Annotated in this window: 22 protein-coding genes and 1 tRNA gene; 5 read left to right on the plus strand and 18 right to left on the minus strand. The window is 61.6% G+C overall.

Going from position 1 to position 22341, the window contains the following annotated elements; translation table 11 throughout:
* Positions 1-59: 59 nt before the first annotated feature.
* Both RAM60_RS05115 and RAM60_RS05120 read left to right on the plus strand, forming a co-directional pair.
* Entirely contained in the window at positions 60-1109 is a 1050-nt protein-coding gene (locus tag RAM60_RS05115; RefSeq protein ID WP_369025302.1) for a phosphotransferase family protein, read from the plus strand.
* Positions 1109-2200, plus strand: a complete 1092-nt coding sequence (locus RAM60_RS05120; RefSeq protein WP_369025301.1) for an Rv3169 family protein — start codon at positions 1109-1111, stop codon at positions 2198-2200. Before RAM60_RS05115 ends, RAM60_RS05120 begins: the two co-directional genes overlap by 1 nt.
* Here RAM60_RS05120 and RAM60_RS05125 read toward each other — a convergent pair.
* The 6 genes from RAM60_RS05125 to RAM60_RS05150 all read right to left on the minus strand — a co-directional run bounded on the left by RAM60_RS05125 (position 2197) and on the right by RAM60_RS05150 (position 5827).
* The gene (locus RAM60_RS05125; protein WP_369025300.1) at positions 2197-3027 is read right to left on the minus strand and encodes an EamA family transporter; all 831 of its coding nucleotides are present in this window, start codon (positions 3025-3027) and stop codon (positions 2197-2199) included. The two genes, RAM60_RS05120 and RAM60_RS05125, sit on opposite strands and share 4 nt — an antisense overlap.
* A 4-nt stretch (positions 3028-3031) precedes the next feature.
* Positions 3032-3454, minus strand: coding sequence for a 6,7-dimethyl-8-ribityllumazine synthase (gene ribH, locus RAM60_RS05130; protein ID WP_369025299.1), 423 nt, complete (start codon positions 3452-3454; stop codon positions 3032-3034).
* A 2-nt stretch (positions 3455-3456) separates the two neighbouring features.
* Positions 3457-3972 (minus strand): CYTH domain-containing protein, encoded by a 516-nt coding sequence (locus tag RAM60_RS05135; protein WP_369025298.1) that lies wholly within the window; start codon positions 3970-3972, stop codon positions 3457-3459.
* Positions 3973-3998: 26 nt separating this feature from the next.
* The gene (gene ribB / locus RAM60_RS05140; protein ID WP_200983730.1) at positions 3999-5270 is read right to left on the minus strand and encodes a 3,4-dihydroxy-2-butanone-4-phosphate synthase; all 1272 of its coding nucleotides are present in this window, start codon (positions 5268-5270) and stop codon (positions 3999-4001) included.
* A 70-nt stretch (positions 5271-5340) separates the two neighbouring features.
* Positions 5341-5416 (minus strand) — tRNA-Lys (locus RAM60_RS05145).
* 111 nt (positions 5417-5527) lie between these two features.
* Entirely contained in the window at positions 5528-5827 is a 300-nt protein-coding gene (locus RAM60_RS05150; RefSeq protein ID WP_510640285.1) for a hypothetical protein, read from the minus strand.
* A gap of 144 nt (positions 5828-5971) precedes the next feature.
* Between RAM60_RS05150 and RAM60_RS05155 the strand changes: the two genes are divergently transcribed.
* On the plus strand, positions 5972-6679 hold the full coding sequence (locus tag RAM60_RS05155) for a helix-turn-helix transcriptional regulator (RefSeq protein ID WP_200983732.1): 708 nt from the start codon (positions 5972-5974) through the stop codon (positions 6677-6679).
* On the opposite strand, the gene rodA is transcribed toward RAM60_RS05155, so the two are convergent.
* From rodA to RAM60_RS05180, 5 genes are read right to left on the minus strand one after another with little or no spacing between them, the layout of a single operon-like run.
* Entirely contained in the window at positions 6676-7794 is a 1119-nt protein-coding gene (gene rodA, locus RAM60_RS05160; protein ID WP_200983733.1) for a rod shape-determining protein RodA, read from the minus strand. The two genes, RAM60_RS05155 and rodA, sit on opposite strands and share 4 nt — an antisense overlap.
* Positions 7791-9935, minus strand: coding sequence for a penicillin-binding protein 2 (gene mrdA / locus RAM60_RS05165; protein ID WP_369025296.1), 2145 nt, complete (start codon positions 9933-9935; stop codon positions 7791-7793). Before mrdA ends, rodA begins: the two co-directional genes overlap by 4 nt.
* The gene (locus tag RAM60_RS05170) at positions 9932-10486 is read right to left on the minus strand and encodes a rod shape-determining protein MreD (RefSeq protein WP_369025295.1); all 555 of its coding nucleotides are present in this window, start codon (positions 10484-10486) and stop codon (positions 9932-9934) included. The genes mrdA and RAM60_RS05170 overlap by 4 nt, the downstream gene beginning before the upstream one ends.
* Complete coding sequence (locus tag RAM60_RS05175) at positions 10486-11376, minus strand: rod shape-determining protein MreC (protein WP_369025294.1); 891 nt, start codon at positions 11374-11376, stop codon at positions 10486-10488. Before RAM60_RS05175 ends, RAM60_RS05170 begins: the two co-directional genes overlap by 1 nt.
* A gap of 13 nt (positions 11377-11389) precedes the next feature.
* A complete protein-coding gene (locus RAM60_RS05180) occupies positions 11390-12433 on the minus strand; it encodes a rod shape-determining protein (protein WP_200983737.1) in 1044 nt (347 codons plus the stop codon).
* 195 nt (positions 12434-12628) lie between these two features.
* On the opposite strand from RAM60_RS05180, the gene mutL reads away from it, so the two are divergent.
* Positions 12629-14431 carry a DNA mismatch repair endonuclease MutL gene (gene mutL, locus RAM60_RS05185; protein WP_369025293.1) on the plus strand — a complete coding sequence of 601 codons (1803 nt, stop codon included), beginning with the start codon at positions 12629-12631 and terminating at the stop codon, positions 14429-14431.
* Positions 14431-14916 carry a hypothetical protein gene (locus RAM60_RS05190; protein ID WP_369025292.1) on the plus strand — a complete coding sequence of 162 codons (486 nt, stop codon included), beginning with the start codon at positions 14431-14433 and terminating at the stop codon, positions 14914-14916. Before mutL ends, RAM60_RS05190 begins: the two co-directional genes overlap by 1 nt.
* A 1-nt stretch (position 14917) precedes the next feature.
* Here the strand turns inward: RAM60_RS05190 and RAM60_RS05195 are convergent, their stop codons facing one another.
* From RAM60_RS05195 to RAM60_RS05225, 7 genes are all read right to left on the minus strand, one after another.
* Positions 14918-15376, minus strand: coding sequence for a MaoC family dehydratase (locus RAM60_RS05195; protein WP_369025291.1), 459 nt, complete (start codon positions 15374-15376; stop codon positions 14918-14920).
* Between the two features lie 16 nt (positions 15377-15392).
* A complete protein-coding gene (locus RAM60_RS05200; protein ID WP_369025290.1) occupies positions 15393-16139 on the minus strand; it encodes a MauE/DoxX family redox-associated membrane protein in 747 nt (248 codons plus the stop codon).
* Between the two features lie 10 nt (positions 16140-16149).
* The gene (locus RAM60_RS05205) at positions 16150-16953 is read right to left on the minus strand and encodes a DUF1206 domain-containing protein (protein ID WP_369025289.1); all 804 of its coding nucleotides are present in this window, start codon (positions 16951-16953) and stop codon (positions 16150-16152) included.
* Positions 16954-17024: 71 nt separating this feature from the next.
* A complete protein-coding gene (locus RAM60_RS05210) occupies positions 17025-18290 on the minus strand; it encodes an alkaline phosphatase family protein (protein ID WP_510640290.1) in 1266 nt (421 codons plus the stop codon).
* Positions 18291-18300: 10 nt separating this feature from the next.
* Entirely contained in the window at positions 18301-19734 is a 1434-nt protein-coding gene (locus tag RAM60_RS05215; protein ID WP_369025287.1) for a hypothetical protein, read from the minus strand.
* Positions 19735-20141: 407 nt separating this feature from the next.
* Entirely contained in the window at positions 20142-21242 is a 1101-nt protein-coding gene (gene ychF / locus RAM60_RS05220; RefSeq protein WP_369025286.1) for a redox-regulated ATPase YchF, read from the minus strand.
* Positions 21243-21306: 64 nt separating this feature from the next.
* Positions 21307-22302 carry an SDR family oxidoreductase gene (locus RAM60_RS05225; RefSeq protein ID WP_369025285.1) on the minus strand — a complete coding sequence of 332 codons (996 nt, stop codon included), beginning with the start codon at positions 22300-22302 and terminating at the stop codon, positions 21307-21309.
* Positions 22303-22341: the final 39 nt, after the last annotated feature.

The following is a 22341-nucleotide window of genomic DNA, read 5'->3' on the forward strand; positions in this document are numbered from 1 at the left end:
TGATTGTCACGCCGCTCCACCGGGGTTAGCGTTGGGAAAACGCACCCGGGAGAGAGGGTTTGGTTTCATTTCCGGCACATCCTGACGATGTGACGCCCCAATGGCTTGGCGAAGTACTGGATGCTGAAGTGCGTTCGGTCAGTTGGAAGCCTATCGGTACGGGCCAGGTCGGCGACAGCGTCAGGTTCACGCTGGAAGCCGACGGCGCTCCGCGCACCCTTGCGGGCAAGTTTCCGGCAGCTGACACCGCGAGCCGTGGCACGGCAATCATGTTCGGTCTCTACCGCAAGGAGGTCGAGTTCTATCGCCAGACCGCACCGCATCTCGAAGTGCGCGTGCCGAACGTTCACTTCGCAGATGTTAGTGAGGATGGTGGCGAGTTCATCCTTCTCTTCGAGGATGTGGGACCTGCTCGTCAGGGTGACCAGATCGCAGGGTGTGGGATAGAGGATGCACGTCACGCCATGAGGCAGGCGGCGGCTATCCATGCCCCGAGCTGGGGCAGGGAGGACCTGCTCCAGGCAGCGTGGATCCAGCCGCCTGCCAACCTCGGCGAGACGATTGCCGGTCTTTACCCCCAGGCCCAAGCGGTCTTCCGCGAGCGCTATGCAGACTCGCTGGAACCTGAACTGATGCGTATTTGCGAGGAACTTGCCGAAGCTGCGCCCGTCTGGTTCCATCGCAACGAACCGCCGAAGTGCATAGTCCACGGCGATTTCCGGCTCGACAACATGCTGTTCGATATCGGGGGCGGGGCGGAACCGATCGCGGTACTCGACTGGCAGACCGTGACCATCGGCAATGCCCTCACGGACGTCGCATACTTCATGGGTTGCGGCATCGGCGAGAAGCTCTGGCGCAATCACGAAGATGAATTGCTGGATCTGTGGCTGGCCGAGATGGCGGCTCACGGCGTGGAGCTTACGCGCGAAGAGGTCTGGGATGACTACCGCCGCGGTGTGCTCCATGGCGTGAGCACGGCAGTATTCAGCGCAGCTTTCGTCGAGCGGACGGCACGCGGAGACGACAACTTCCTGTCCATGGCCCGAGGTTCCTGTTCACTTGCACTCGCGCGTGACAGTATCGGTGCACTGAAGGAGACGATTTGATGGTCCTGACCCGCGGTGACGAATATCCGATCCACCAGACGCCTGAACCCATCGCCTATTCCGGGACGGACCGGAACTTCTACGACCGCTATTTCTTCAACGGCTATGCGCCTGACGGCAGCGGCTTCTTCGCGATCGCGCTGGGTGTGTATCCCCATCTCGATGTCATCGACGCACACTTCAATGTTATCCGTGACGGTGTGCAGCACTGCATCCATGCCAGCGCCGAACTTCACATGGAACGCATGGCGATGGCTGTCGGGCCGATCTCGATCGAAGTGCTCGAGCCGCTCAACAAGCTTCGCATCCGGCTCGAGCCGTTCGAGGGAATGGCGGCAGACGTGACCTTCACCGGGCGTGCCTTTCCTATCGAGGAGCCGCGCTTCACCCATCGTATCGGTCCGCGCGCATTCATGGACTACACACGGATGACCCAGAACGGCCGTTACGAGGGCTGGATCGAGGTTGACGGGAACCGCCGCGATCTCGCGCCGGACACCATGGGCACGCGCGACCGCAGCTGGGGCGTTCGTCCCGTTGGGGCGCGGGACCCGCAGCCCATGCCCGGCCACACATTTCCCGGCTTCTTCTGGCAGTGGACACCGGTCAATTTCCCCCAAGGTTCGCTGTTCTTCCACGTCAACAACGACGAACACGGCGAGGCTTGGAACACTCGGGCCGCATGGGCGGACGAGGGCGCGGAAGCAGCGCAATTGTCGGAAGGGCATGGCAGCATGCGTACCCGCCTTCACCAGGGCACACGCTGGCCCGCGGGAGGCATCCTATCGCTCGCCGTGCGCGGAGCTCCGGAACAGGTGAGCTTCGAACCGCTGGGGCGCTTCCAGATGCGTGGCCTCGGCTATACGCATCCAGAATGGGGCCACGGGCACTACAAGGGACCGCTGGTGGTCGAGCGTGAGGATATCCATCTGGAGGATCTCGATCCTCTGTTGCCCGAGAATCTCCACGTACAGATGCCCGTCCGCGTCGAAGCCGGTGATGGGACCGTGGGTATCGGCGTGTTCGAACAGCTGATCATGGGGCCGTTCTCGCCGCTGGGGCTGACCCAGTTCCTCGACGGGGCAACTTAGCGGGCGAGGAGCAGGGTCGCGACCCCGACGAAGATCAGCGCTCCGCCGAACAGCTTGAGGCGGTCCGCCCTCTCGCCCAGGAAGAATACCGCGATCACCAGCGCGAACAGGATTGAGCTTTCGCGCAAGGGTGCGAGGCGCGGCAGGTCGCCGATGGAATAGGCCAGCAACGCCAGTCCATAGGAAACCACACCCAATGCTCCGGCAAGTGTGCAGGACTTCCAGTTAGCCCGTGCGTAGATCAGGAATTCGCGGCCTCGCCACGCCCCGAAACCCGCACCGATGCCCGCGCCAAGGATGAGAAATGCCCAGGCAATGTAGGATGCCGGGCTGGGGGCGTTCCGTACACCACCGGCGTCGAGGACGGTGTAACAAGCCACTGCCAACCCGGTCAGCAATGAGTATCCCAGTGCGGCAGGCGTCAGATGGCGACCGATTGCGCTGAGCATGATACCGCTAACGACCAGTCCCATACCCAGTGCAATGGGCAGGGTGATCGCATCGCCCAGAATGAAAACACCGCCCATCGCCGCGAACACCGGAGCCGTGCCGCGCATGACCGGAAAACTGGCGCTCATGTCCGACACTTCGAAGGCGCGGACCAGTGCGAGGAAATAGACGGCATGCACCACCAGCGACCCCGCCAGCCAGCTCCAGGCGCCATGTGGCATAGGGAAGAACAGCACGGCCGGAAGCACGAGCAGACCGCCGCTGAGGTCGATCAGCGCACGACGCGCCAGCTTGTCGTCGCCAGACTTGAGGACGGCATTGACCACCGCATGGATGGCGCCAGAAGCAACCATCATCAGTGCGGGGCCGTCGATCATCGCATCATGCAGCGAAGCGCTGTTGCAGCGCGAACAGGGCGAGTGCAGCCTTCGCTGCCTCGCCACCCTTGTCCTTGTGATGGCGATCGGCGCGGACGATGGCCTGTTCCTCGTTCTCGACGGTGAGGATGCCGTTGCCGATCGCGACACCGTCCATGGTGAGCGCCATGATCCCGCGCGCACTTTCGCCGGCGACGATTTCGAAGTGATAAGTCTCGCCTCGGATGACGACGCCGATGGCGACATAACCATCATAGCGTTCGCTTTCAGTCGCCAGAGCGATGGCGCCCGGAATCTCGAGTGCTCCCGGAACCGTCAGAACCTCAACTTCGTGGCCAGCGGCCTCCAGCGCCGTACGGGCGCCATCGATCAGCATGTCGTTGAGGTGGTCATAGAAACGGGCTTCGACGATGAGAAAACGGGCCATGATCAATCCTTGGGAATGCCGCATTGGGCGAGTGTGTAACCCTGGTAGCGCGGATCGTCGCTGACGTCCGCAAGGCTCCAGGAGGGGTTCGGGAGGGCGGCGAGCTCTGCGCCATCCTCGAGTTCGATTTCGGAGAGCCAGAGCCCTTGCAGCGGGCCGTCGAACCTGTCGACCGAATAATCGCACCCATCTTGCGCGAGTTTGAAGCGTGTCTTGATCAGTTCGATGGCCGGTAAATCACATAGGACCCGATGCTCGGTCTCTTCGATGTATGCCGTGACGATCGGTCGGGCGAGGGGATCAACGCACTCGTACTTGCGTGTCAACTTCCACACGCGCTGGTCCCCGCATGACATCTCACGGAGGCGCAACCTGGTTCCCTCGATATAGCGATCGCGGATTGTGATCGGATCTTTCAACGCCGCGAGATCGATGCTTTCGTGATCGACGAGCCATCGGCGCTCGCGTTCGAGGTGCGCGTACTTCGGCTCCGCAGCCTCGTGGGCGGCAGTCCTCATGCGCTTCAACAGGAAGCCTGAAGCGCTCACTCCGGTATCGGGCGCTCGCCCGTGACGGAGATGCCATATCCTTCGAGCCCGACGACGTTGTGATGCGAGTTCGTCAGCAATTCCATCTCATGCACGCCGAGGTCGGCGAGAATTTGCGCTCCGACCCCGTACTCGCGCAGTTCGCCGCTGTCGGCAGGACGGACACCGCCAACCTCGTTCTGCAGGCTTTCCGGTCTGTTCGGCATCAGCAGGACGACAACCCCGCTACCGTTGTCGCCGATGGCTTTCATGGCCCGTTGCAGAGTGCGCTTGCGCTCACCCCTGCGGCCGAGGACGTCGTCGAAGATGGAAATACGGTGCATGCGAACGAGAGTGGGCTTACCCTTCTCGACCGCGCCCTTTTGCAGGGCGACGTGCGTGCTCCCGTCGACGGCATTGCGATACGTCATTGCTTTCCAATCGCCGCCATAGTCGGAGACGAAAGCACTTTCGCTGGCCCGCTCGACCAGGTGGTCATGCCGCATACGGTATTCGATGAGGTCGCGAATGGTGCCGATTTTCAACCCGTGTCGGCGGGCAAACCCGACGAGGTCTTCCAGCCGAGCCATGCTGCCGTCCTCGTTCATGATCTCGCAGATCACGCCAGAGGGGTTGAGGCCCGCAAGGCGGGAGATGTCGACGGCGGCCTCGGTATGGCCGGCGCGGACGAGAACCCCGCCGTCTCGAGCAATCAGGGGGAACACGTGGCCAGGCGTAACAATGTCCTGAGCGTTGCGCGTCGGATCGATGGCCACGGAAACGGTACGCGCGCGGTCGGCCGCCGAGATGCCGGTGGTGACCCCCTCGCGTGCCTCGATTGATACGGTGAATGCGGTCTCGTGACGGGTCCCGTTGCTGCGGCTCATGAGTTCGAGGCCGAGTTGCTCGGTGCGTTCACGGGTCAGCGTGAGACAGATGAGGCCGCGGCCATGCATCGCCATGAAGTTGATGGCATCGGGTGTCGCCATTTGCGCTGGAATGACCAGGTCGCCTTCGTTCTCGCGATCCTCGTCATCTACCAGGACGAACATGCGCCCATTGCGCGCTTCCTCGATTATTTCTTCGATGGGCACCAGGACTGGAGTTTCGTCATTGGCATCAAGAAATCGCTGGAGTTTGCCGAGGGTGTCGGCCGTGGGGTTCCAGCCATCCTCCGCACAGTCGCGCAGGGTGTTGGCATGGAGCCCGGCTGCTCGTGCGAGGCCCGCACGGGTCATCGAACCTTCCGTGACGATGGTGCGAACGCGAGTTATGGTGTCAGTGGTCATGCGACTCGGTCTATCACATCACAATGTGATTACCAATTACGCTACGACATCGTTGTGTGATCGGGGGTGGTGGTGGACGCACTAGGGCTCGAACCTAGGACCCGCTGATTAAGAGTCAGCTGCTCTACCAACTGAGCTATGCGTCCACACTGCGGCTTGCCGCGTGGCCGGATAAACCGGCGCCCCGACTCGGGGGAGGCGCTCATATAGCGGGCCTCGCGCGGATTGAAAGGCCTTAAATGGAGCAAAATCGGGCGTCAGGAAAAATATATTTCGCGCCCGTCTTCGGTAAGGGTGATGGGCGCGCTCAACACATCGTCGGTAGGCATTCCCCGGGTAATCAGGCGCTCGTGTTCGAGCGCTCTCAATGCCACGAATACCTTCTCGAGCGGAGCATCGAGCATCCTGCGCAAATCCCATATAGTCAGAGATTTACCACGCTCGCCAGCCTTGCCGACGAGGTGAAATATTTCGTTGCCCAGTTCGATCGATGACCGGACGCGAATGACGCGCATGTTTGTGTCGGACACACGTCGTCCGACGGTGGGCGAATTCATTTTTGGCTTGTTCAATTTGCGATCCCTTCGCCGACCGGACCTCTCTCCAAGGTTGATCGACAATGCCGCGCCAATTATCATTTTCGATCTGTCGCTGAAAGTAGCAAAGCCGGGGGACAGTCGGCGGCTACCCGGGAGAGGGGTATGCTCGACACGCTGCTCGAAATCGAGAAACTCACCGATGTCGGTGCGGTGCTCCTGCTTGCCAGCGAGTTCGCATCTGGCCTTGGTGCCGTGCGACAGAGTTACCATTTTTCTCCGGTTCTGGATTCGGCCAACTCGGATCGTACTGCCGTTGTGGCCTCGGGGTTCGCAGATGAGTGGATGGACCTCTACCATCGGGATTTTCGAAGCCACGATCCGATCCCTGAACGGACCATGCGCCACGGTCAGCGCATCAGTTGGCGCGAGGCGATGGAACTGGAAGAGAATACTCCCGAACACGAGGCCTACTTCTCGGCGATGCGAGACCACGGATTACATCACGGGTTCGGCCTCCCCCTGTTCGGCCCCGGCGGACGCGAGGCCTACGCAAGTTTCGACTTCGATCGTCCGATGGAGAGTGCAGACGCCCCCATGCTGGCCAAGCTGGGGGCGGTAGCCCAGGCATCGCAGGCGCGGGTCAGTCGCCTGCTCAACGAAGGACGTGAAAGCCCGGTTCTGTCTGACCGGGAGACCGAGGTGCTGCGGTGGCTGGCACGGGGAAAATCGGTGACCGAGATTGCGACCATCCTCGACCTCTCGCCCGAGACGGTCCGGACTTATTCGAAGAGGCTTCACGACAAGCTGGGCGCCCACAACCGCGTGGGTGCGATTATCCGTGCGCTGAAGCTGAACCTGCTTCGGCTCTAGCCCGACAGTCCCGAGCGCGGCGCCATCTGGTTCCAGCGGTTGACCATCATCAGCGATCCCAAGCAGATCATGTTCGTCATCATGGAGCTACCGCCGTGGCTCATGAAGGGGAGTGGAATGCCCACCACCGGTGCAAGCCCCATGACCATCATCAAATTGATGGCGACGTAGAAGAAGACGGTCGCTGTCATCCCGGTCGCCAGCAACTTGCCGAAGCGGTCGTTGCTGTTGCGAGCAACGGAAAGGCCCCAACTGAGAATGAGGGCGAATGCGCCCAGCACCACCAACCCGCCAATAAATCCCCACTCTTCCGCCATGGTGGCGAAAATGAAGTCGGTATGCGGTTCGGGCAGGTAGTTCAGGTGACTTTGCGACCCCTCGTTGAAGCCCTTGCCCGAAAAGCCGCCAGAACCGATCGCGATCTTCGACTGGGTAATGTGATAGCCGTCGCCCAGCGGATCGCTTTCCGGATCGAGGAAGGTGAAGACGCGCTTTTGCTGGTATTCCTTGAGTCCGAAGAAGAAGGCGAGCGGGGCAATCACCGCGCCTGCTGCACCTGCTCCCACGAACCAACGCAGCGGCAGTCCGGCGACGAACATTACGATCGCGCCACCGAAGCCGATAGCAAGCGATGTCCCAAGGTCGGGCTGTAGCAGAACGAGAGCCATGGGCAGCCCAATGATTGCGCCCGCAGGAACGAGCGAACGCCAGGTCGGAACCATACCGACGGGCAAGCTGGCATAGAACCGGGCCAGTACCAGGACGATGGCGGGCTTCATCAACTCCGATGGCTGCAATTGCATGAAACCGAGGTCGAGCCACCGCTGGCTGCCACCACCAACGAAACCGACCGCTTCAACGATCACCAGCAGGAGGACGATCACGCCATAAATCGGAAAGGCGAAGAACATCGCAAGATCGCGGGAGAACCTGCTGAGAACGAATGCCATCGTCAGGAAGACGCAAAAACGCATGAGGTGCGACAGGGCGTAGGGAGTCCATGACCCGCCTGCAGCCGAGTAGAGAACCAGAGCGCCGAAACAAATCAGCGTCACCAGCGGGAACAGCATCTGCCAAGGCTGCCGAGCGATAGGGGCAGGGACGATACCTGTCATTGCGGACCGGGGGTGCCAGTGCCGGGAGTGGTAGTCGGGACGCCAGCCGCCGCATCTGTCGCTACTGGCGCCGGATCAATTATTGAGGAGGGCGGTGGACTGTCTTCGTGCGGTTGCGTGTCATTGCGCGGTCGCACAGTCTCACCTGCGATTTCTTCCTGTCGCCGCGCGTCAATCCGTGCCTCTGCCTCAACCTGGTCGAAGATGTCCTCGTCACGTGCAGGAACTGGCTTCACGGATTCACCGGCTGCTGCGGCATATGCGCGATACCGTGCATCGAGCCGTTGTTGCGCGGTACCGCCCCACTGCGCTTCCATCGAACGCAGAGCATCCATTCCCTTCGCGGGATCGAACAGGAACGTCATCACGTCCCTCGCAATCGGATAGGCCGCACCCGACCCTCCTCCGTGCTCGATAACGACAGCACCGGCGTACTTCGGTTTGTCGAACGGGGCGAAGAAGATGAACAAGCCGTGGTCCCGGTACTTCCATGGTCCCGATTTGCCATTCGACAGGTTCAGGCCGACAACCTGTGCCGTCCCGGTCTTTCCAGCCATCATCACGTCGGGAATGGGCAGGCGCGCCCTACCGGCCGTTCCTGGACCGTTGACGACATCGCTCATGGCCTGTCGGACATAGCGCACATGCTCTTCATTGAAGTCGGCCTTCGCGAAGCGGGTCGTTTCCTTCTTGAGCAGGTTAGGTGCCAGGTGCCGGCCGGTCGCCAGTCGTCCTGCCATGACCGCCAGCTGCAAGGGATTGGCAAGCATGTAGCCTTGCCCGATCGTGGCGTTGACCGTGTCGAAGGTCTGCCATTCGCGACCGTACTTCTTGAGCTTCCACGCAGGGTCGGGAACTGTGCCGTAGAACTGGCTTGCCACGGGGAGATCGAATTGCTGTCCCATCCCGCAGGTACGGGCCATCGCGGCGATGGGGTCCATGCCAATCCGCTGCGCGAAGTGGTAGAAATACACGTCGCAGGATTGGTAGATGCCCTTGGCCATATTGACCATTCCGTGCCCGCGACGGTTCCAGCAGCCGAAAACGCGGTTCCCCACCCGTAGTCCGCCTCCGCAGAAGACCGACTCGTCAGGGTCAAGACCGGCCTTGAGGAAGGACATCGAGACCATCGGTTTCACGGTCGAGCCGGGAGGATACAGCCCCTTCAATACCTTGTTGCGCAGCGGAACGCGCTCGTCCTCGCTAAGCATTGCGTATTCAACTCGACCGATGCCTTGCGAAAAGCTGTTGGGGTCGAAGCTCGGCATGGATGCCATACAGAGGATGTCACCGCTTTCGCAGTCCAGCACCACGACCGAGCCGCTCTCCAGCCCGATGCGACGCGCGGCATAGTCCTGCAGTGGCCCGTCGATGGTCAGCTGCACCGGATCGCCCTGGATATCTTCGCGCGTTTCGAGGTCGCGCACGATGCGGCCGGATGCAGTCACTTCTACGCGCCGCCCGCCGGGGATCCCGCGCAGTTCCTGCTCGAACTGCTTTTCCAGCCCATCCTTGCCGATCTTGTAGCCGGGCGTGACGAGCAGAGGATTGCGATCCTGCTCCTTGAATTCCTCGGCATTAGCTGCGCCGACATAGCCGATGAGATGACCTACCGAAGGTCCCGTCGGATAGTAGCGCGAAAAGCCGCGTTGGGGCACGACGCCGGGAAGATCGGGCAACCGGACGCTGACAGCCGCGAATTGTTCGTATTTCAGTCCAGACGCCACCTCGACAGGCTGGAAACCAGGAGAGTCGTCGAACGCCTTGCGAACGTCTGCAGCCTGGTTTTTGTCGAGCGACAGAATGCGGGTGAGTTGCTCGAGCGTCTTGTCCGGGTCAGGGGTGCGGTCGGGAATGATGTCGACACGGAAGTCTGCCCGATTTGAGGCGAGCGGTGCACCATTGCGGTCGAGTATCCAGCCTCGTCGCGGCGGGATGAGGGACAGGTTGACGCGATTGCTTTCGGATTCGAGCTTATATTTCTCATTCTCCGCAATGGCGATGTAACCCATGCGCGCGGCGAGCAGGACTCCCACTCCTCCCATCGCCGTTCCGATAACGAAGGTTCGGCGGTCGAAGGCATTGTCGAGCATCGTCTGGGTGAGGATGCTGCTCTGCCGCTTTTTCCCGAAGCGCCTCATTGCGTCCTCATCCAGCGCGTGAGGCGCAGGCGATCGAGGCGCGCGACCACGCGTGCGACGATGGGAAATGCCAGGATGGAGAAGAGCAGCTGGGGCACGAGAGAGATGAACGAATGAATCGTGGGAGTGGCGCCGGACAATATCCAGCCACCGACCAGATAGGCCGCAATCAATATACCAGCTGTGAACCAGTCCTGCCAGAAACTGCGCCAGGGCAGGCGGGTTTCGATGATTTCGATGGCTATGAGTGCCAGCGACCATGAGAACACACCGAAGCCGAACGGCTGACCATTGAACAGGTCATCGAACATTCCGAGCGGAAGTCCGGCCCAGACCGGCAGCAACCCGGGCCGCACCAGTCTCCACCCCAGCAGGAGGAGAAACCCGAGCGGTGGCATCATGGGAAGCGCGACAGCGATCAGGAATACAGGCAGGATCGACGCCGCAAGCACGCTCAGCCATGGTAGGACATTCGCAATGAGCGTCGAATGCGATCGATTGATACGGCTTCCATAAGCATCGCTGCGCGAACGCGGGTTCATCCGCTCCATCAGTCGGACAGCTCCTGTTCGACCGGCGTTTTGAGTGCCTCCACTGCTTCACGTTCGAAGATGGGTTCGACAGCGACAAAGTCTGTGGCGGCAGGATCGCTGACAACCCGTGCCAGGCCCCCGTCGTCGGTGACCTGAGTGACGATGGCCACGGCAATTCCGGGGCGGTAATAACCGCCAGCACCACTGGTGACGAAGAGGTCCCCGGGCTTGAGCGGATTGATTCCGAGATTGATAAGACGGATACGCAGGAGACTGTCACCGCGTCCTTCAGCGAATGCCACGACTTCATCCTTTGCCCGGCGTACGGGCAGGACACTTTCGCTGTCGGTCAGAAGAAGAACGCGGGCGCTGTCGCCACCCACTTCCAGTACCCTGCCGACAATGCCGCGCGGTGAGCGGATGGGCATTCCCACTTCAACACCCTTGTCCCGACCCGCGCCAACATAGGCGAAGCGACGCGTGCTCGATGCGGAGGATCCGATCAGGCGGGCAACAGCGACAGGCTTTATCGCCGTGTCGTCGAGGCCGAGAAAAGTCTTGAGACGCCTGTTTTCTTGACGGATCGCATCTGCCTCGGCGAGCCGAATGCGCGCGATTTCCATTTCCCGCTTGAGTGCAGCATTCTTCGAACCGGCGCGATAGTATCCGGTGATCGAATCCCACCAACTCTTGCTCTCGGTGCGAACCGTGGCGGTTGCCTCCGTAGCCGGCGCGATCGTGTCGCTCGCACCGCTCCGCGCCCAGCCGAACAGGTTGGGCTGGAACAATGAGAGCGTGAGCAGCACGGCGCCGATGAGAGCGCCGATGCCGGCAATAATGTAGCCGGTGAAAAGGTTGTACTGCGCCCTGCGCGAATAGCTCGAGCGCCGTTGGCCTGTCGGCGCCATGGAAAGTCCTTCCTCAGGCCGTCATCAGCACGCCGCGATAGACGGGATCTTCCATTGCTCGACCGGTGCCGATCGCGACACAGGACAGCGGATCTTCTGCGATGGTCACCGGCAGGCCGGTTTCCTCGCGAAGGTACTCGTCCAGACCGCCGATCAGCGCGCCGCCGCCGGTGAGCACGATGCCCTGGTCGACAATGTCCGCTGCCAATTCGGGGGCAGTGTTCTCAAGCGCGATGCGAACGCCTTCCACGATAGCGCCGATAGGTTCGCTGAGCGCTTCGGCGATGTGCCCCTGGTTGATCGTGATTTCCTTGGGCACGCCGTTGACCAGGTCACGTCCCTTGATGGTGATGCTCTCGCCAACGCCGTCTTCGGGAGTGCGGGCGATACCGTAGTCCTTCTTGATGCGCTCGGCAGTAGCTTCACCGATCAGAAGGTTGTGGTGTCGTCGGACATAGGAAACGATCGCTTCGTCCATCTTGTCGCCGCCCGTGCGCACCGAGGTAGTGTAGGCCAGGCCGCGGAGCGAAAGCACTGCGACCTCGGTCGTGCCGCCGCCGATGTCGACGACCATCGAGCCTACCGGCTCGGTCACAGGCATGTCGGCGCCAATCGCTGCGGCCATGGGTTCGAGGATCAGGAAGACCTGCGAGGCGCCCGCGTTCGATGCCGCGTCGCGGATGGCGCGGCGTTCAACCGAGGTCGAGCCCGAGGGAACGCAAATGGTGATCTCCGGATAGCGCAGCAGGCTCTTGCGGCCGTGCACCTTGCGGATGAAGTGCTTGATCATCTCTTCGGCAATTTCGATGTCGGCGATAACGCCGTCACGCAGCGGGCGGATCGCTTCGATACTGTCGGGGGTCTTGCCCATCATCATCTTCGCATCGTCGCCCACGGCCTTCACGCGCTTCACGCCGTTGATCGTCTCGATCGCGACCACCGACGGCTCGTTCAGGATGATACCCTGATCCTGTACGTAGACCAGCGTGTTCGCGGTGCCGAGGTCGATCGCCATGTTCTGCGAACCGAGTTTGAAGAGATTGTTCCAGAAGCCCATTTTCGCTCGATATTCCGTTAGATCGTGAGGGTGGGAAGGCGCGCCGCGCGACCCGTGCGACAACCCTGAGGGGGATTGGTGGCGGCTCTTTAGCGACACAATGGGCAAAAGGCCAAAAATTTCCGCAATTCCCTTGGGTAAAAGCGCAACGTCTGGCCTCGGATTCGTGGCGGTTCGTCGCTACCCTGCTATCTCATGCCTGAAATTCGTCGCCTGCCCGAGAATCTCGTCAATCGCATTGCTGCGGGAGAGGTGGTGGAGCGCCCGTCGTCGGCGCTCAAGGAACTGGTCGAAAATGCCATCGATGCAGGTGCCACGCGGATAGCGGTAAAGCTGGTCGACGGCGGTCTCGCGAGTCTCGAAGTTACCGACGATGGCTGCGGCATGTCGCCCGACGAAATGGCTCTTGCCCTCGAACGCCATGCAACATCGAAGCTACCGGACGAAGCCATCGAGCAGGTGGTCACGTTGGGCTTCCGCGGAGAGGCTCTGCCGAGCATTGCCAGCGTCGCGCGGTTCACTCTCGAAAGCCGGCCACACGGTGCCGAGCAGGGTTGGAAGCGCGTCGTCGACCATGGCGATTTGGTCGCGGAAGGCCCTGCGGCCCTGCCGCCCGGAACGCGGGTGCGGGTCGAGAACCTCTTCGGGAAGGTGCCGGCACGCCGCAAGTTCCTGCGCACTGCACGAAGCGAATATGCGGCATGCGTCGATGTCGTGCGCCGCCTCGCCATGGCGCGACCCGACGTTGCGATCACGCTCGATCATGCAGACCGCAGGGTGCTCGGCCTCCAGGGTGGGGAGGGTTTGGAGAATCGTGTCGCCCAGATCGTTGCCCGCGAACTGAAGGACAATGGCGTTTCGATCGATGTCGAGCGCGGAGCAATGCGGTTGACCGGAATCGCCGGTCTGCCGACCTACAATCGCGGCATCGCCGATCACCAGTACCTTTTCGTCAACGGTCGCCCGGTGAAGGACCGCCTGCTGACTGGCGCAGTCCGTGGCGCCTACGCCGACATGCTGGCGCGCGACCGCCATGCGGTGCTCGCCCTGTTCCTCGACCTCCCGCCTGAAGACGTGGACGTGAACGTCCATCCGGCGAAGACAGAGGTCCGCTTCAGGGATGCGCAGGCTGTGCGCGGCTTCATCGTCTCGGGGCTAAGGCAGGCGCTGGCCACCAGCGACAAGCGTAGTGCGCAATCTCCCGACGCGGGGGCAATGTCACGCTGGCAGGCAGAGCCGGTTCGCGAAGAGCCTGCACCGGCGCTGCGCTCGATCTTTGCCGGACGCGACTGGACAGCGCCGCAGCCGCGCGTCGCGGAGGCCAATGCCGTGTGGCGCGGTGTCGAGGCGGAGGTCATGGCTGCTCCACGGGGGAGGGCGGAGGAAGCCTCGCCCGTGACCGCCGAGGAACAGGATTTCCCCCTGGGCATCGCGCGTGGGCAGGTCGCCAACACCTACATCGTTGCCGAAACCAAGGATGGGCTGATCCTGGTCGACCAGCACGCGGCGCACGAACGCCTCGTGCTGGAGCGGTTGCGTGCTGCGGGAGCGGAGGACGCGGTCTCCCGGAGCCAGGCATTGCTGATCCCTGAAGTGGTCGAGATGGACGAGACATCCTGCGACAGGCTCGAGGAAGCTGCCGACAAGCTCGCTGAACTCGGACTCTCGATCGAGCGCTTCGGCCCCTCTGCCATGCTTGTACGCAGCATGCCCCACGCCATCGCAAGGACTGATCCCGAAAAGCTGTTACGCGACATCGATGACGACCTTGCCTTGAACGGCGAAGCTTTGCTGCTTGGCGAGAAGCTCGATCTGGTGCTGGCCACCATGGCATGTCACGGCTCGGTCCGGGCGGGGCGCCCTTTGCGCGTCGACGAGATGAACGCTCTTCTGCGTGAGATGGAGCGGACACCCCGTTCGGGCCAATGCAACCATGGGCGGCCCACGTGGGTTAAGCTCTCCATGGAAGACGTCGAGAAACTCTTCGGGAGACATTGATGCGGTTCGCAATTCCTGTTGCCTTGCTGATGCTTGGGGCCTGTTCCTCGGAACCCAGCGAGGCGGACCGGCAGGCCGCAGTGGCGGAAGTCGAGGCAAACCAGGAAGCACCGCCGGAGATGCTCGACCCGCGTCCGATCCGTTATCCCGATATCGAAAAATACGGGCTCTATGGTGCCGGGTGCAACTTCGCACCCGACGGTGGCGGGCTTGGCGCGATTGCGCTGGCCATGGCGAACGAAGGCTACATGAAGCGCGGAGAGGAGATTCTGCGATTTGCGGCCGACAAGGGCAGCGATGAGCTGCCTTATCTCGCGCGGAGGAAATACGACGGAAAGGATTATTCCTTCACGCTCGATCTCGACCGGGACAGCGGTGCACCGACCGGTGACGAGACCAGCGACTATTCGGGAACACTAACCGTCAAGGACGGGAAGGACCGGGTCGTCTATCGTGCGACAGGGATCGCACAATGCGGCGCCTGACTTAGTCCGTGCCTTGCGGGTCGCGGGTGCGGATGAGGCCGTTCGACACCATCTCCATGACCGGTTCGTCATCCTGGTTGAACACGGTAAGCCTGCTCTTGAAAATGCCCATTTCGGGCCGGCTCGCACTGCGCCGCTTCTCGATCACCTCGCTCTCGCAGCGCAAGGTATCGCCGGGATAGACCGGCTTCTTCCAGCGCAACTGGTCAACGCCGGGTGAGCCCAGGCCGGCCTGTTTGTTGGCTTTCAGGTTCTCGACGAGCATCGCCATCGTCATCGCGCAAGTATGCCATCCGCTGGCGGACAGGCGCCCGAAATGGGTCTTCGCCGCTGCGGCATCGTCGAGATGGAAGGGTTGGGGGTCGTAGCGGGAGGCGAAGTCGATGACCTCTTCGCGAGTGACCTCGTAATGCCCAAAAGCTTGCTTGTGCCCGACGGCAATGTCTTCGTAAAACTGCATTGCAAATTGCAATGGATCAGGCGGCAGGGCTTAGCAACATCCAAATCGCCATGGCGATCATGGCAAGGTTCTCGGTCAGCGAAACGAAGCCGAGCGGCACGTTGCTCGATCCTCCGACGCAGGCGCATTTGATATCGCGTTTCTGAATATACACCGCATAGAACACGCTGACGGCACCGATCGTCCCGATGAACAGTGCGACCGGGATGGAAATCCAGTCGAGCGCATGGGCGGCCATCAGGACCCCTGCGCCGAACTCGAGAAAGGGGTAGGCGTAGGAATATGGCACCAGGCGTCGGCCCAGGAGGTCGTAACCGAGGAACATGGAAGAGAACTTCTCGACATCCTGCAGTTTGAGCATGGCGAGGATCACCATCGAAAACGAGATGAACCACTCGGCAGCCCGCACTGTGAGTGCGTTCCCAAAGCTCAAATGGCTGACCGCCAGCGCAAGCGCCGCGGCCGCGGCAAACACGGCCAGCACCGGAATGTAACTCGTCGACCCCGCCTCGGGGAGTGGCCTGCCAAGGTATTTGCGGAGGTCGGTGTAACCACCGATCCGTTCACCACCGATGAAGATTTGCGGCGTTGTCGAGACAGCGTGCCGCTCTTTGAAATTGTCTGTCTGCTCGCGGGTGGTGAGGTGGTGGTCCTCAACCTTGAAGCCGTTCTTCTCAAGAAGCCATTTGGCTTTCACGCCATAGGGGCAAACATGGGTGTCCATCACCATGCGGTGAATTTCGGCGGTCTTGGTGTCGGTCATCCTGAGAATGTCAGGCGCGGAATTTGGGTTTCAACCCCTCGGGCCCGAAATCTGGGATGATCCGATAGCGTGCCGTCACGAGGCTAAAGACCCCGAACATGATCAGGCCGACGGCAACGAAAGTGTAGAGCAGGCCATTGTCGCGCAACGACAAGATGGCCTCGCCCAGTCCCTTGATCTGGCTCTCGCTTGAAAACCACGCACCCTTGATCATCGACCAGCCGATAATGGCGAAGACGATACTGCGTGCCGCGTGACCGATCTGCCCGACCGTTTTCACGCCGCCAGGTGCGCGCGCACTGATGCGGTTCATGAAGCTGGCGGTCGCGGTTTTCTTGGCCTGCATGAATGCGCCGACCATGAAGCCAATGCCAAGAATGCCGATGAGCACCGAGCCCAGGTCCATCGACAAGACGGTGCCTGCCATTTCCTGGCTGCCAGCATCGGTGTCCGAACTCTGCTTTTCACCCACGGCAAATTGATAGCAGGCATATGAGAGGAAAAGGTGTGCAACGCCGCTCGCAACATCGCCCACGCGCTTCAGCAGGCCCTTGGTGTCACTGCCGTGGTGCTGGATGTCGCCTATTGCAGAGATGAACCTGAAGCCTGCATAGGCCAACAGGCCAATGGCCATGAGCCAAAGTAGAGGCGTGCCAAAGGGAACTTCCTGGAGATAGTCGTAGACCGCTGCGCCGCCGCCCTTGGCTTCGCCGGCGGTGCTGAGAGCGAGATATCCGAGAAGCAGGTACGTAATCCCGCGCGCTGCAAATCCCACGCGGACCAGCCAGTTGAATTTCTCGGATTTGTCTACCATCGCCTCACTTCCCTTGTTTCACGCACAACGGCGCGAACCCGCCGAGCGTTCCGGGAAAAGGGAGGCGCTGGTCAGTTCTTGAGTGCGGGAAGGATCGGGTCGACGGTCCCGTCCGAGGGTGTCGACTGAGGCAAGCCGATCAGCTTGCGAACCAGCGGAGCAACCGACGTATTCTGAAAACGGGGCAAATTTGTTCCGGAGCGAAATGCGGGCCCGTTGGCGATAAACAGCGCATCCATTTCCTTTGCGAAGGGATCATACCCGTGCGTCCCGCCGGACCATGGGGAGGTTGGCTTGGTGGGGAGAATGTTCCAGCCCACTTCAGCTAGGCAAAGGTAGCTGGGAATGCGCGGGTGCGTGCCGTATTGAAAGCGCGCGGGGATTTCCGACTTGCGCCAGCAATCCATGTGGTCGTGCGGTTTCAGGAGAGCCGTCTCCAGTTTTGCTGCATTGCCGCTTGTTGCCTCGAACGTCGCGTAAGGGCCGTTTTCAACCAGTCTGTAGAGTGCCGGATCCACCAAGGAGTCGAGCGCAATGACCCGCTCCGAACTGGTCGCGGCCATTCCATGGTCGGCAACGATGACTAGGTTGGCCGGTTGCCCCAGCTTGGCCAGCCCGTCGACCAGCATGGCGACGTATCTGTCGACATCGCGGAGGGCGGCGTTCACCTCCTCGCTGTCGGGTCCGCCATCGTGTCCGGCAGTATCCACCGTGTCGAAATAGAGCGTGACGAAAGCCGGCCTGATGTCGGCCGGTCGACGGAGCCAGTCGAGCACGGAATTGACCCGCTGCGTGTTCGTGACCTGCATCGAGAATGCCTGCCAGTCCTGCGCCATCACGCCACCCTCGACCGGACCCCAGCCTTCGACCTTGCCGCCCCATGGCACTGCCGAGCCGGGCCAGAACATTGCCGCGCTGCGGATGCCGGCTTCCTCGGCTTCGACCCAGACCGGCTTTGCGTCGGCCCACCAGAAGGGATCGACCGTGGACATGGTAAAGACCTCGTTCGGCCGGGCCGGATCCTCCATCTTGTTGGCAGTGATTCCGTTATGGTCGGGCACCAGGCCCGTCACGAGGGTCCAGTGATTGGGAAAGGTCTTGCTGGGAAAGGACGGGGACATGTCCGCCCGGACGCCGGTTGCGGCAAGCCCCGACAGCGTCGGTGTCATGCCGCGTTCCAGATAGTCCGAACGGAAGCCGTCGATGGAGACAAGGATGGTCACCGGCTCGCGTGCTTCCTGGACCGCCACCGGGGCGGAAGCGCTTTCCACCGCAGGAGCACAGCCTGACAGTGCGAGAGCAGCGGCGGCAATTGCAGTGGCGAACCGGTGACCCATCTTCATTTCCTCAATGTCCCCCGCCGACGAGTGACAGCCGTGCGAAGACTGTCGCGCCGAAGGGGTTCTTTCCATAAACGCCGTCGAGCACCTCAGGCTTGCCATAGAAGGCGCCTGAAGCGCCCAACGCAAGCTCGAACGGCTTCAGATCGATCCGATGCGCATAGCCGAACTGGAACTTCGACACACGAAAACGCTGGTCATGTAGCGGATCGTCATGGTCGGGGAAGAGCTCGTCATTGGCGACGTTCTCGAACCGGCCAAATACGGTGTTCGACTTGTCAAGGTCGTAGTTGACCTCTGCCAGCCATGCGGTCAGCGGGCTATCGTCGTGTTCCTCGCCCGGCAGTTCGTCCGCGTGATCTTCGACCCTGCGCTTCGAACTGAAAGCCAGCATGGCCGAAAGTCCGTCGAAGTTGGCGTAGTGAGCCGATGCCGTGAAGCGACGTTCGTCCTCACCGGGATGGACCGCCTCGGGTTCCTTGATCCAGCCATAGCTGGCCTGGATCCCCAGGTTCGCGCTGGGGGTCAGGGTGCCGCGAAGCGAATAGCTGTCGAGCTTGGGCGTCTCGATATCCCACCGGTCCTCATCAGGCTCTGCGCCGCGGAACAGCGATCCCTCAAGCTGGAAGGCTGAAGTCTTCACGCCTGCAGTCACGACGCCGTAGGTGATGTGCGTGGAATCGAACCAGTGATGGGTGATCGGCGGTTCCGGATTGAGGGCTGCGGAATCGCGATGCATGAATGCGCTCGGTCCGAGCGCCGGTTCGCCCACCGGGCCGCCGTAAAGGAAAGCCGTAGTTCCTTCACCGACATTCACGTCGATGCGTGCAGCAAGCTCCATGAAGAGGTCGTGAGGATGCTGCCGGTCGACCAGTGGCTCGCCGTCGGCGGTTTCCCCGGTCGCGAATAGGTTGGGATAGCCCCTCGCATCCATCAGCGGTTCGAGGCTGAACATGCTCTTCAACTGGATGCGGCCCCAGCCGGTCTGGCGCTCCGCATTGAGCATGCCCATCGAAGTCACGTAGAGCTGGCCGTCACCGCGCGGGCCCGAATGGTCGGTATACTGCGTCGAGACGAAGCCGTGGGCCATGACCATCCACGGGTCGTTCGCCAGCATCAGCCCATGATGACCCATGGGCATACCCCCGCAGGCACCGCCCACGCCCTCCGAAGCACCGGGTAAAAGCGAAGTTCCGGAACCCTCCTTGGTGCGCAGGACGTATCCGATCGCGATGCAAGCATCGTCCTCGGCCATTTGGTGCTGGCCGTGATCCATCTGGGAATGGTCCATTTGCGAATGGTCCATTTGTTCCATGTCGTGTGACTGGTCGGCGGTTTCGCTAGCCGATTGCGGTGTCGCATCATGATGTGAATGGTCCTGCGCTGCGGCAGGATATGCGATGACTGCGCCGCCAAGCAGCGCCAGAGTGCGTAGTTTCATTATCGTTGGTCCGTCTGTTTGCCTTGATTGGTCGGCGCTGGGGCCGTCGAATCCGGACTAAGAACGGGGAGGGGGCGTGTCGGGCGGGGGCGCGCGGGAGCTGAGCCGGGCCACCAGGTCCGTCACCGGCGATATGCCGGTCAATTCCACAAGGGCAAATTCGTCTGCGGGGGTGCTCAGGGGCGCGCATCCGATGCATTGGTGTGACGATGCAGTAGCGGCATGGTCATCATTCGACTGCCCGCCTTCATGATGGGAGCTGCCATGATGCGTCTGAGCTGCCGAGGCCTGCATTTCGCCGCAGGTACTCGCGCGCGCAAGGCCCGGTAAGGCCAGCATGACGACAAACAGGGCAAGCATCAGCGTCCGCATGGTTCGTATCTAGGTGGTTCCGGCTGCGCTGCCAATCACACGTTGAACTTGAACAGCATCACGTCGCCGTCCTGCACCACGTATTCCTTGCCTTCCTGGCGCAGCTTGCCGGCTTCCTTGGCGCCGCCTTCACCGCCCAGACCGACATAATCGTCATAAGCGATGGTCTCCGCACGGATGAAGCCGCGTTCGAAATCGGTATGGATTTCCCCTGCCGCCTGCGGAGCCTTCGCGCCCGAAGGGAAGGTCCAAGCACGGGCTTCCTTTGGTCCGGCGGTGAAGAATGTCTTCAGGCCAAGCAGTTTGTAGCCTGCGCGGATGACACGGCTGAGGCCGCTTTCGTCGAGCCCGAGTTCGGTAAGGTATTCGGCGCGATCCTCGGCAGGCATGGCGACCAGTTCGCTCTCGATGGCTGCCGAGACGACGACCGCTTCCGCGCCCTCGGCAGCGGCCTTGGCGAACACCAGTTCGGACAGGGCATTGCCGGTCGAAGCATCCTCTTCCGCGACGTTGCAGACGTAGAGAACGGGCTTTGCGGTCAGCAGCTGTGCCTGGCGGAATATCCGTGCCTCTTCATCGTCCTTGGGCTCGGTCAGGCGGGCAGGTTTGCCCTCGCGCAGCAGGTCGAGCGCCTGGCCAAGGACGGAGGCCATCAGCTTGGCTTCCTTGTCGCCGCCGGTTGCGCGCTTGGCTGCGGCAGGAACACGCTTCTCGAGACTTTCTAGGTCGGCGAGCATCAGCTCGGTTTCGACCACCTCGGCATCGGCGATCGGATCGACTTTGTTGGCGACGTGCTGGATGTCGTCGTCCTCAAAGCAGCGCAGCACATGCACGATGGCATCGACCTCGCGGATGTTGCCGAGGAACTGGTTGCCCAGGCCTTCACCCTTGCTGGCCCCCTTCACGAGACCAGCGATATCGACGAAGGCGAGCTGCGTCGGGATGATCTTGGCACTGCCGGCAATGGCAGCGATCTTGTCGAGCCGCTCGTCCGGCACCGAAACCTGCCCGACATTGGGCTCGATCGTGCAGAACGGGTAGTTCGCGGCCTGCGCGGCCTGCGTTTCGGTCAGTGCATTGAAAAGGGTGGACTTGCCCACGTTGGGCAGGCCGACGATCCCGCAACGGAAACCCATCGAAAACTCCGGAATATGGCTTTGGCCGCGCCCTTAGCCACAAGCGGAGAGGATTGCCAGCAGATCAGGCCTTGTGCACAGCCCGGACGAGCGGCCCAAGCGGCGATCTGCCGAGCCATTCAACCTGCGTGCGTGCGCAGACCTCGTTGATTGCGACCTGCGGGATGTCTCCACCGCTCACCGGGAGCCGGAGCGGCCGCGTGCCGGGAGGCATGCCAAGAACACGCGCCATCGCTTTGGGCACGTCCATGGGGTCGGCAGTTCGCCCCGAACCATCTTCCTGTCCCATGCGTGCGACTACCTGCGGGTACCCGTCTAGATGGCGCTGATCCACGCGCTCCTTCAGCTCCTTCGAATAACGGTTTCGGTTGACCCAGACTTTGGTGGGATAACCACCCGGCTCGATGATAGTGACGCCGATATTATGCGGCACGAGCTCGTAAGCGAGTTGCTCGAACAATGCTTCAACCGCGAATTTCGTTGCCGAATAGTGGCCTGCGTATGGGACAATCACGCGTCCCAACTGGCTGGACACTGCGAATATGTGGCCCTGCTTCCGGGCCCGCATCCCGGGGAGTACGGCGCGGGCCAGTCTTTGGTACCCGAGGACGTTCGTATCGAAAGCCAGGCGCGTCGCTTCCATGTCCTGGACTTCTATCGGCCCGGTAATGCCGATGCCCGCATTGTTGACGAGTGCATCCATGCCGCGTCCGGCAATTCTCTCGGCCTCTGCCACGCCCGCAGCGACCTGCGCATCGTCGAGCACATCGATTTCGATGACATGGATGTCCAGCTTCTCGTCCCGGGCAAGTTTCCGCAACTCCTCCGCCTCGGGGCGGGGAAGGTTGCGCATGGTGGCAAAAACCTTCGCCCTCGAGCGCGCGAAGAGTTCGCTAGCTAGGCGCCCGAACCCGGAAGAAGTGCCCGTGATCAGTATGGCCTTACCCGAAAGCCCGCTCGCCGGTTCGATCGCATCCGCCAATGCTACGCGACTTCCGGCAAGTGTCACCCCGGTGGCGGCGGCTCCGGCCAGAAGGCTCCTGCGATCAATCTGCGGCATCTGTACTCTCCCTTCCTTCGAAGCCTAGCACCGCGCCCA

Origin of the sequence: Qipengyuania sp. RANM35, from assembly GCF_041021145.2 — a bacterium.
Taxonomy (GTDB): Bacteria; Pseudomonadota; Alphaproteobacteria; order Sphingomonadales; family Sphingomonadaceae; genus Qipengyuania; species Qipengyuania soli.

Coding starts and splice junctions, on each gene's coding strand:
- ychF (WP_369025286.1), bottom strand. CDS start 21,242: ATGGGTTTCCGTTGCGGGATCGTCGGCCTGCCCAACGTGGGCAAGTCC.
- RAM60_RS05125 (WP_369025300.1), bottom strand. CDS start 3,027: ATGATCGACGGCCCCGCACTGATGATGGTTGCTTCTGGCGCCATCCAT.
- ribB (WP_200983730.1), bottom strand. CDS start 5,270: ATGACCACTGACACCATAACTCGCGTTCGCACCATCGTCACGGAAGGT.
- RAM60_RS05205 (WP_369025289.1), bottom strand. CDS start 16,953: ATGGTAGACAAATCCGAGAAATTCAACTGGCTGGTCCGCGTGGGATTT.
- ribH (WP_369025299.1), bottom strand. CDS start 3,454: ATGGCCCGTTTTCTCATCGTCGAAGCCCGTTTCTATGACCACCTCAAC.
- RAM60_RS05200 (WP_369025290.1), bottom strand. CDS start 16,139: ATGACCGACACCAAGACCGCCGAAATTCACCGCATGGTGATGGACACC.
- RAM60_RS05135 (WP_369025298.1), bottom strand. CDS start 3,972: ATGAGGACTGCCGCCCACGAGGCTGCGGAGCCGAAGTACGCGCACCTC.
- RAM60_RS05150 (WP_510640285.1), bottom strand. CDS start 5,827: ATGAATTCGCCCACCGTCGGACGACGTGTGTCCGACACAAACATGCGC.
- RAM60_RS05170 (WP_369025295.1), bottom strand. CDS start 10,486: ATGGAGCGGATGAACCCGCGTTCGCGCAGCGATGCTTATGGAAGCCGT.
- RAM60_RS05190 (WP_369025292.1), top strand. CDS start 14,431: ATGCGGTTCGCAATTCCTGTTGCCTTGCTGATGCTTGGGGCCTGTTCC.
- RAM60_RS05175 (WP_369025294.1), bottom strand. CDS start 11,376: ATGGCGCCGACAGGCCAACGGCGCTCGAGCTATTCGCGCAGGGCGCAG.
- RAM60_RS05215 (WP_369025287.1), bottom strand. CDS start 19,734: ATGAAACTACGCACTCTGGCGCTGCTTGGCGGCGCAGTCATCGCATAT.
- mutL (WP_369025293.1), top strand. CDS start 12,629: ATGCCTGAAATTCGTCGCCTGCCCGAGAATCTCGTCAATCGCATTGCT.
- RAM60_RS05210 (WP_510640290.1), bottom strand. CDS start 18,290: ATGGGTCACCGGTTCGCCACTGCAATTGCCGCCGCTGCTCTCGCACTG.
- rodA (WP_200983733.1), bottom strand. CDS start 7,794: ATGACAGGTATCGTCCCTGCCCCTATCGCTCGGCAGCCTTGGCAGATG.
- RAM60_RS05120 (WP_369025301.1), top strand. CDS start 1,109: ATGGTCCTGACCCGCGGTGACGAATATCCGATCCACCAGACGCCTGAA.
- RAM60_RS05195 (WP_369025291.1), bottom strand. CDS start 15,376: ATGCAGTTTTACGAAGACATTGCCGTCGGGCACAAGCAAGCTTTTGGG.
- RAM60_RS05180 (WP_200983737.1), bottom strand. CDS start 12,433: ATGGGCTTCTGGAACAATCTCTTCAAACTCGGTTCGCAGAACATGGCG.
- RAM60_RS05155 (WP_200983732.1), top strand. CDS start 5,972: ATGCTCGACACGCTGCTCGAAATCGAGAAACTCACCGATGTCGGTGCG.
- RAM60_RS05225 (WP_369025285.1), bottom strand. CDS start 22,302: ATGCCGCAGATTGATCGCAGGAGCCTTCTGGCCGGAGCCGCCGCCACC.
- mrdA (WP_369025296.1), bottom strand. CDS start 9,935: ATGAGGCGCTTCGGGAAAAAGCGGCAGAGCAGCATCCTCACCCAGACG.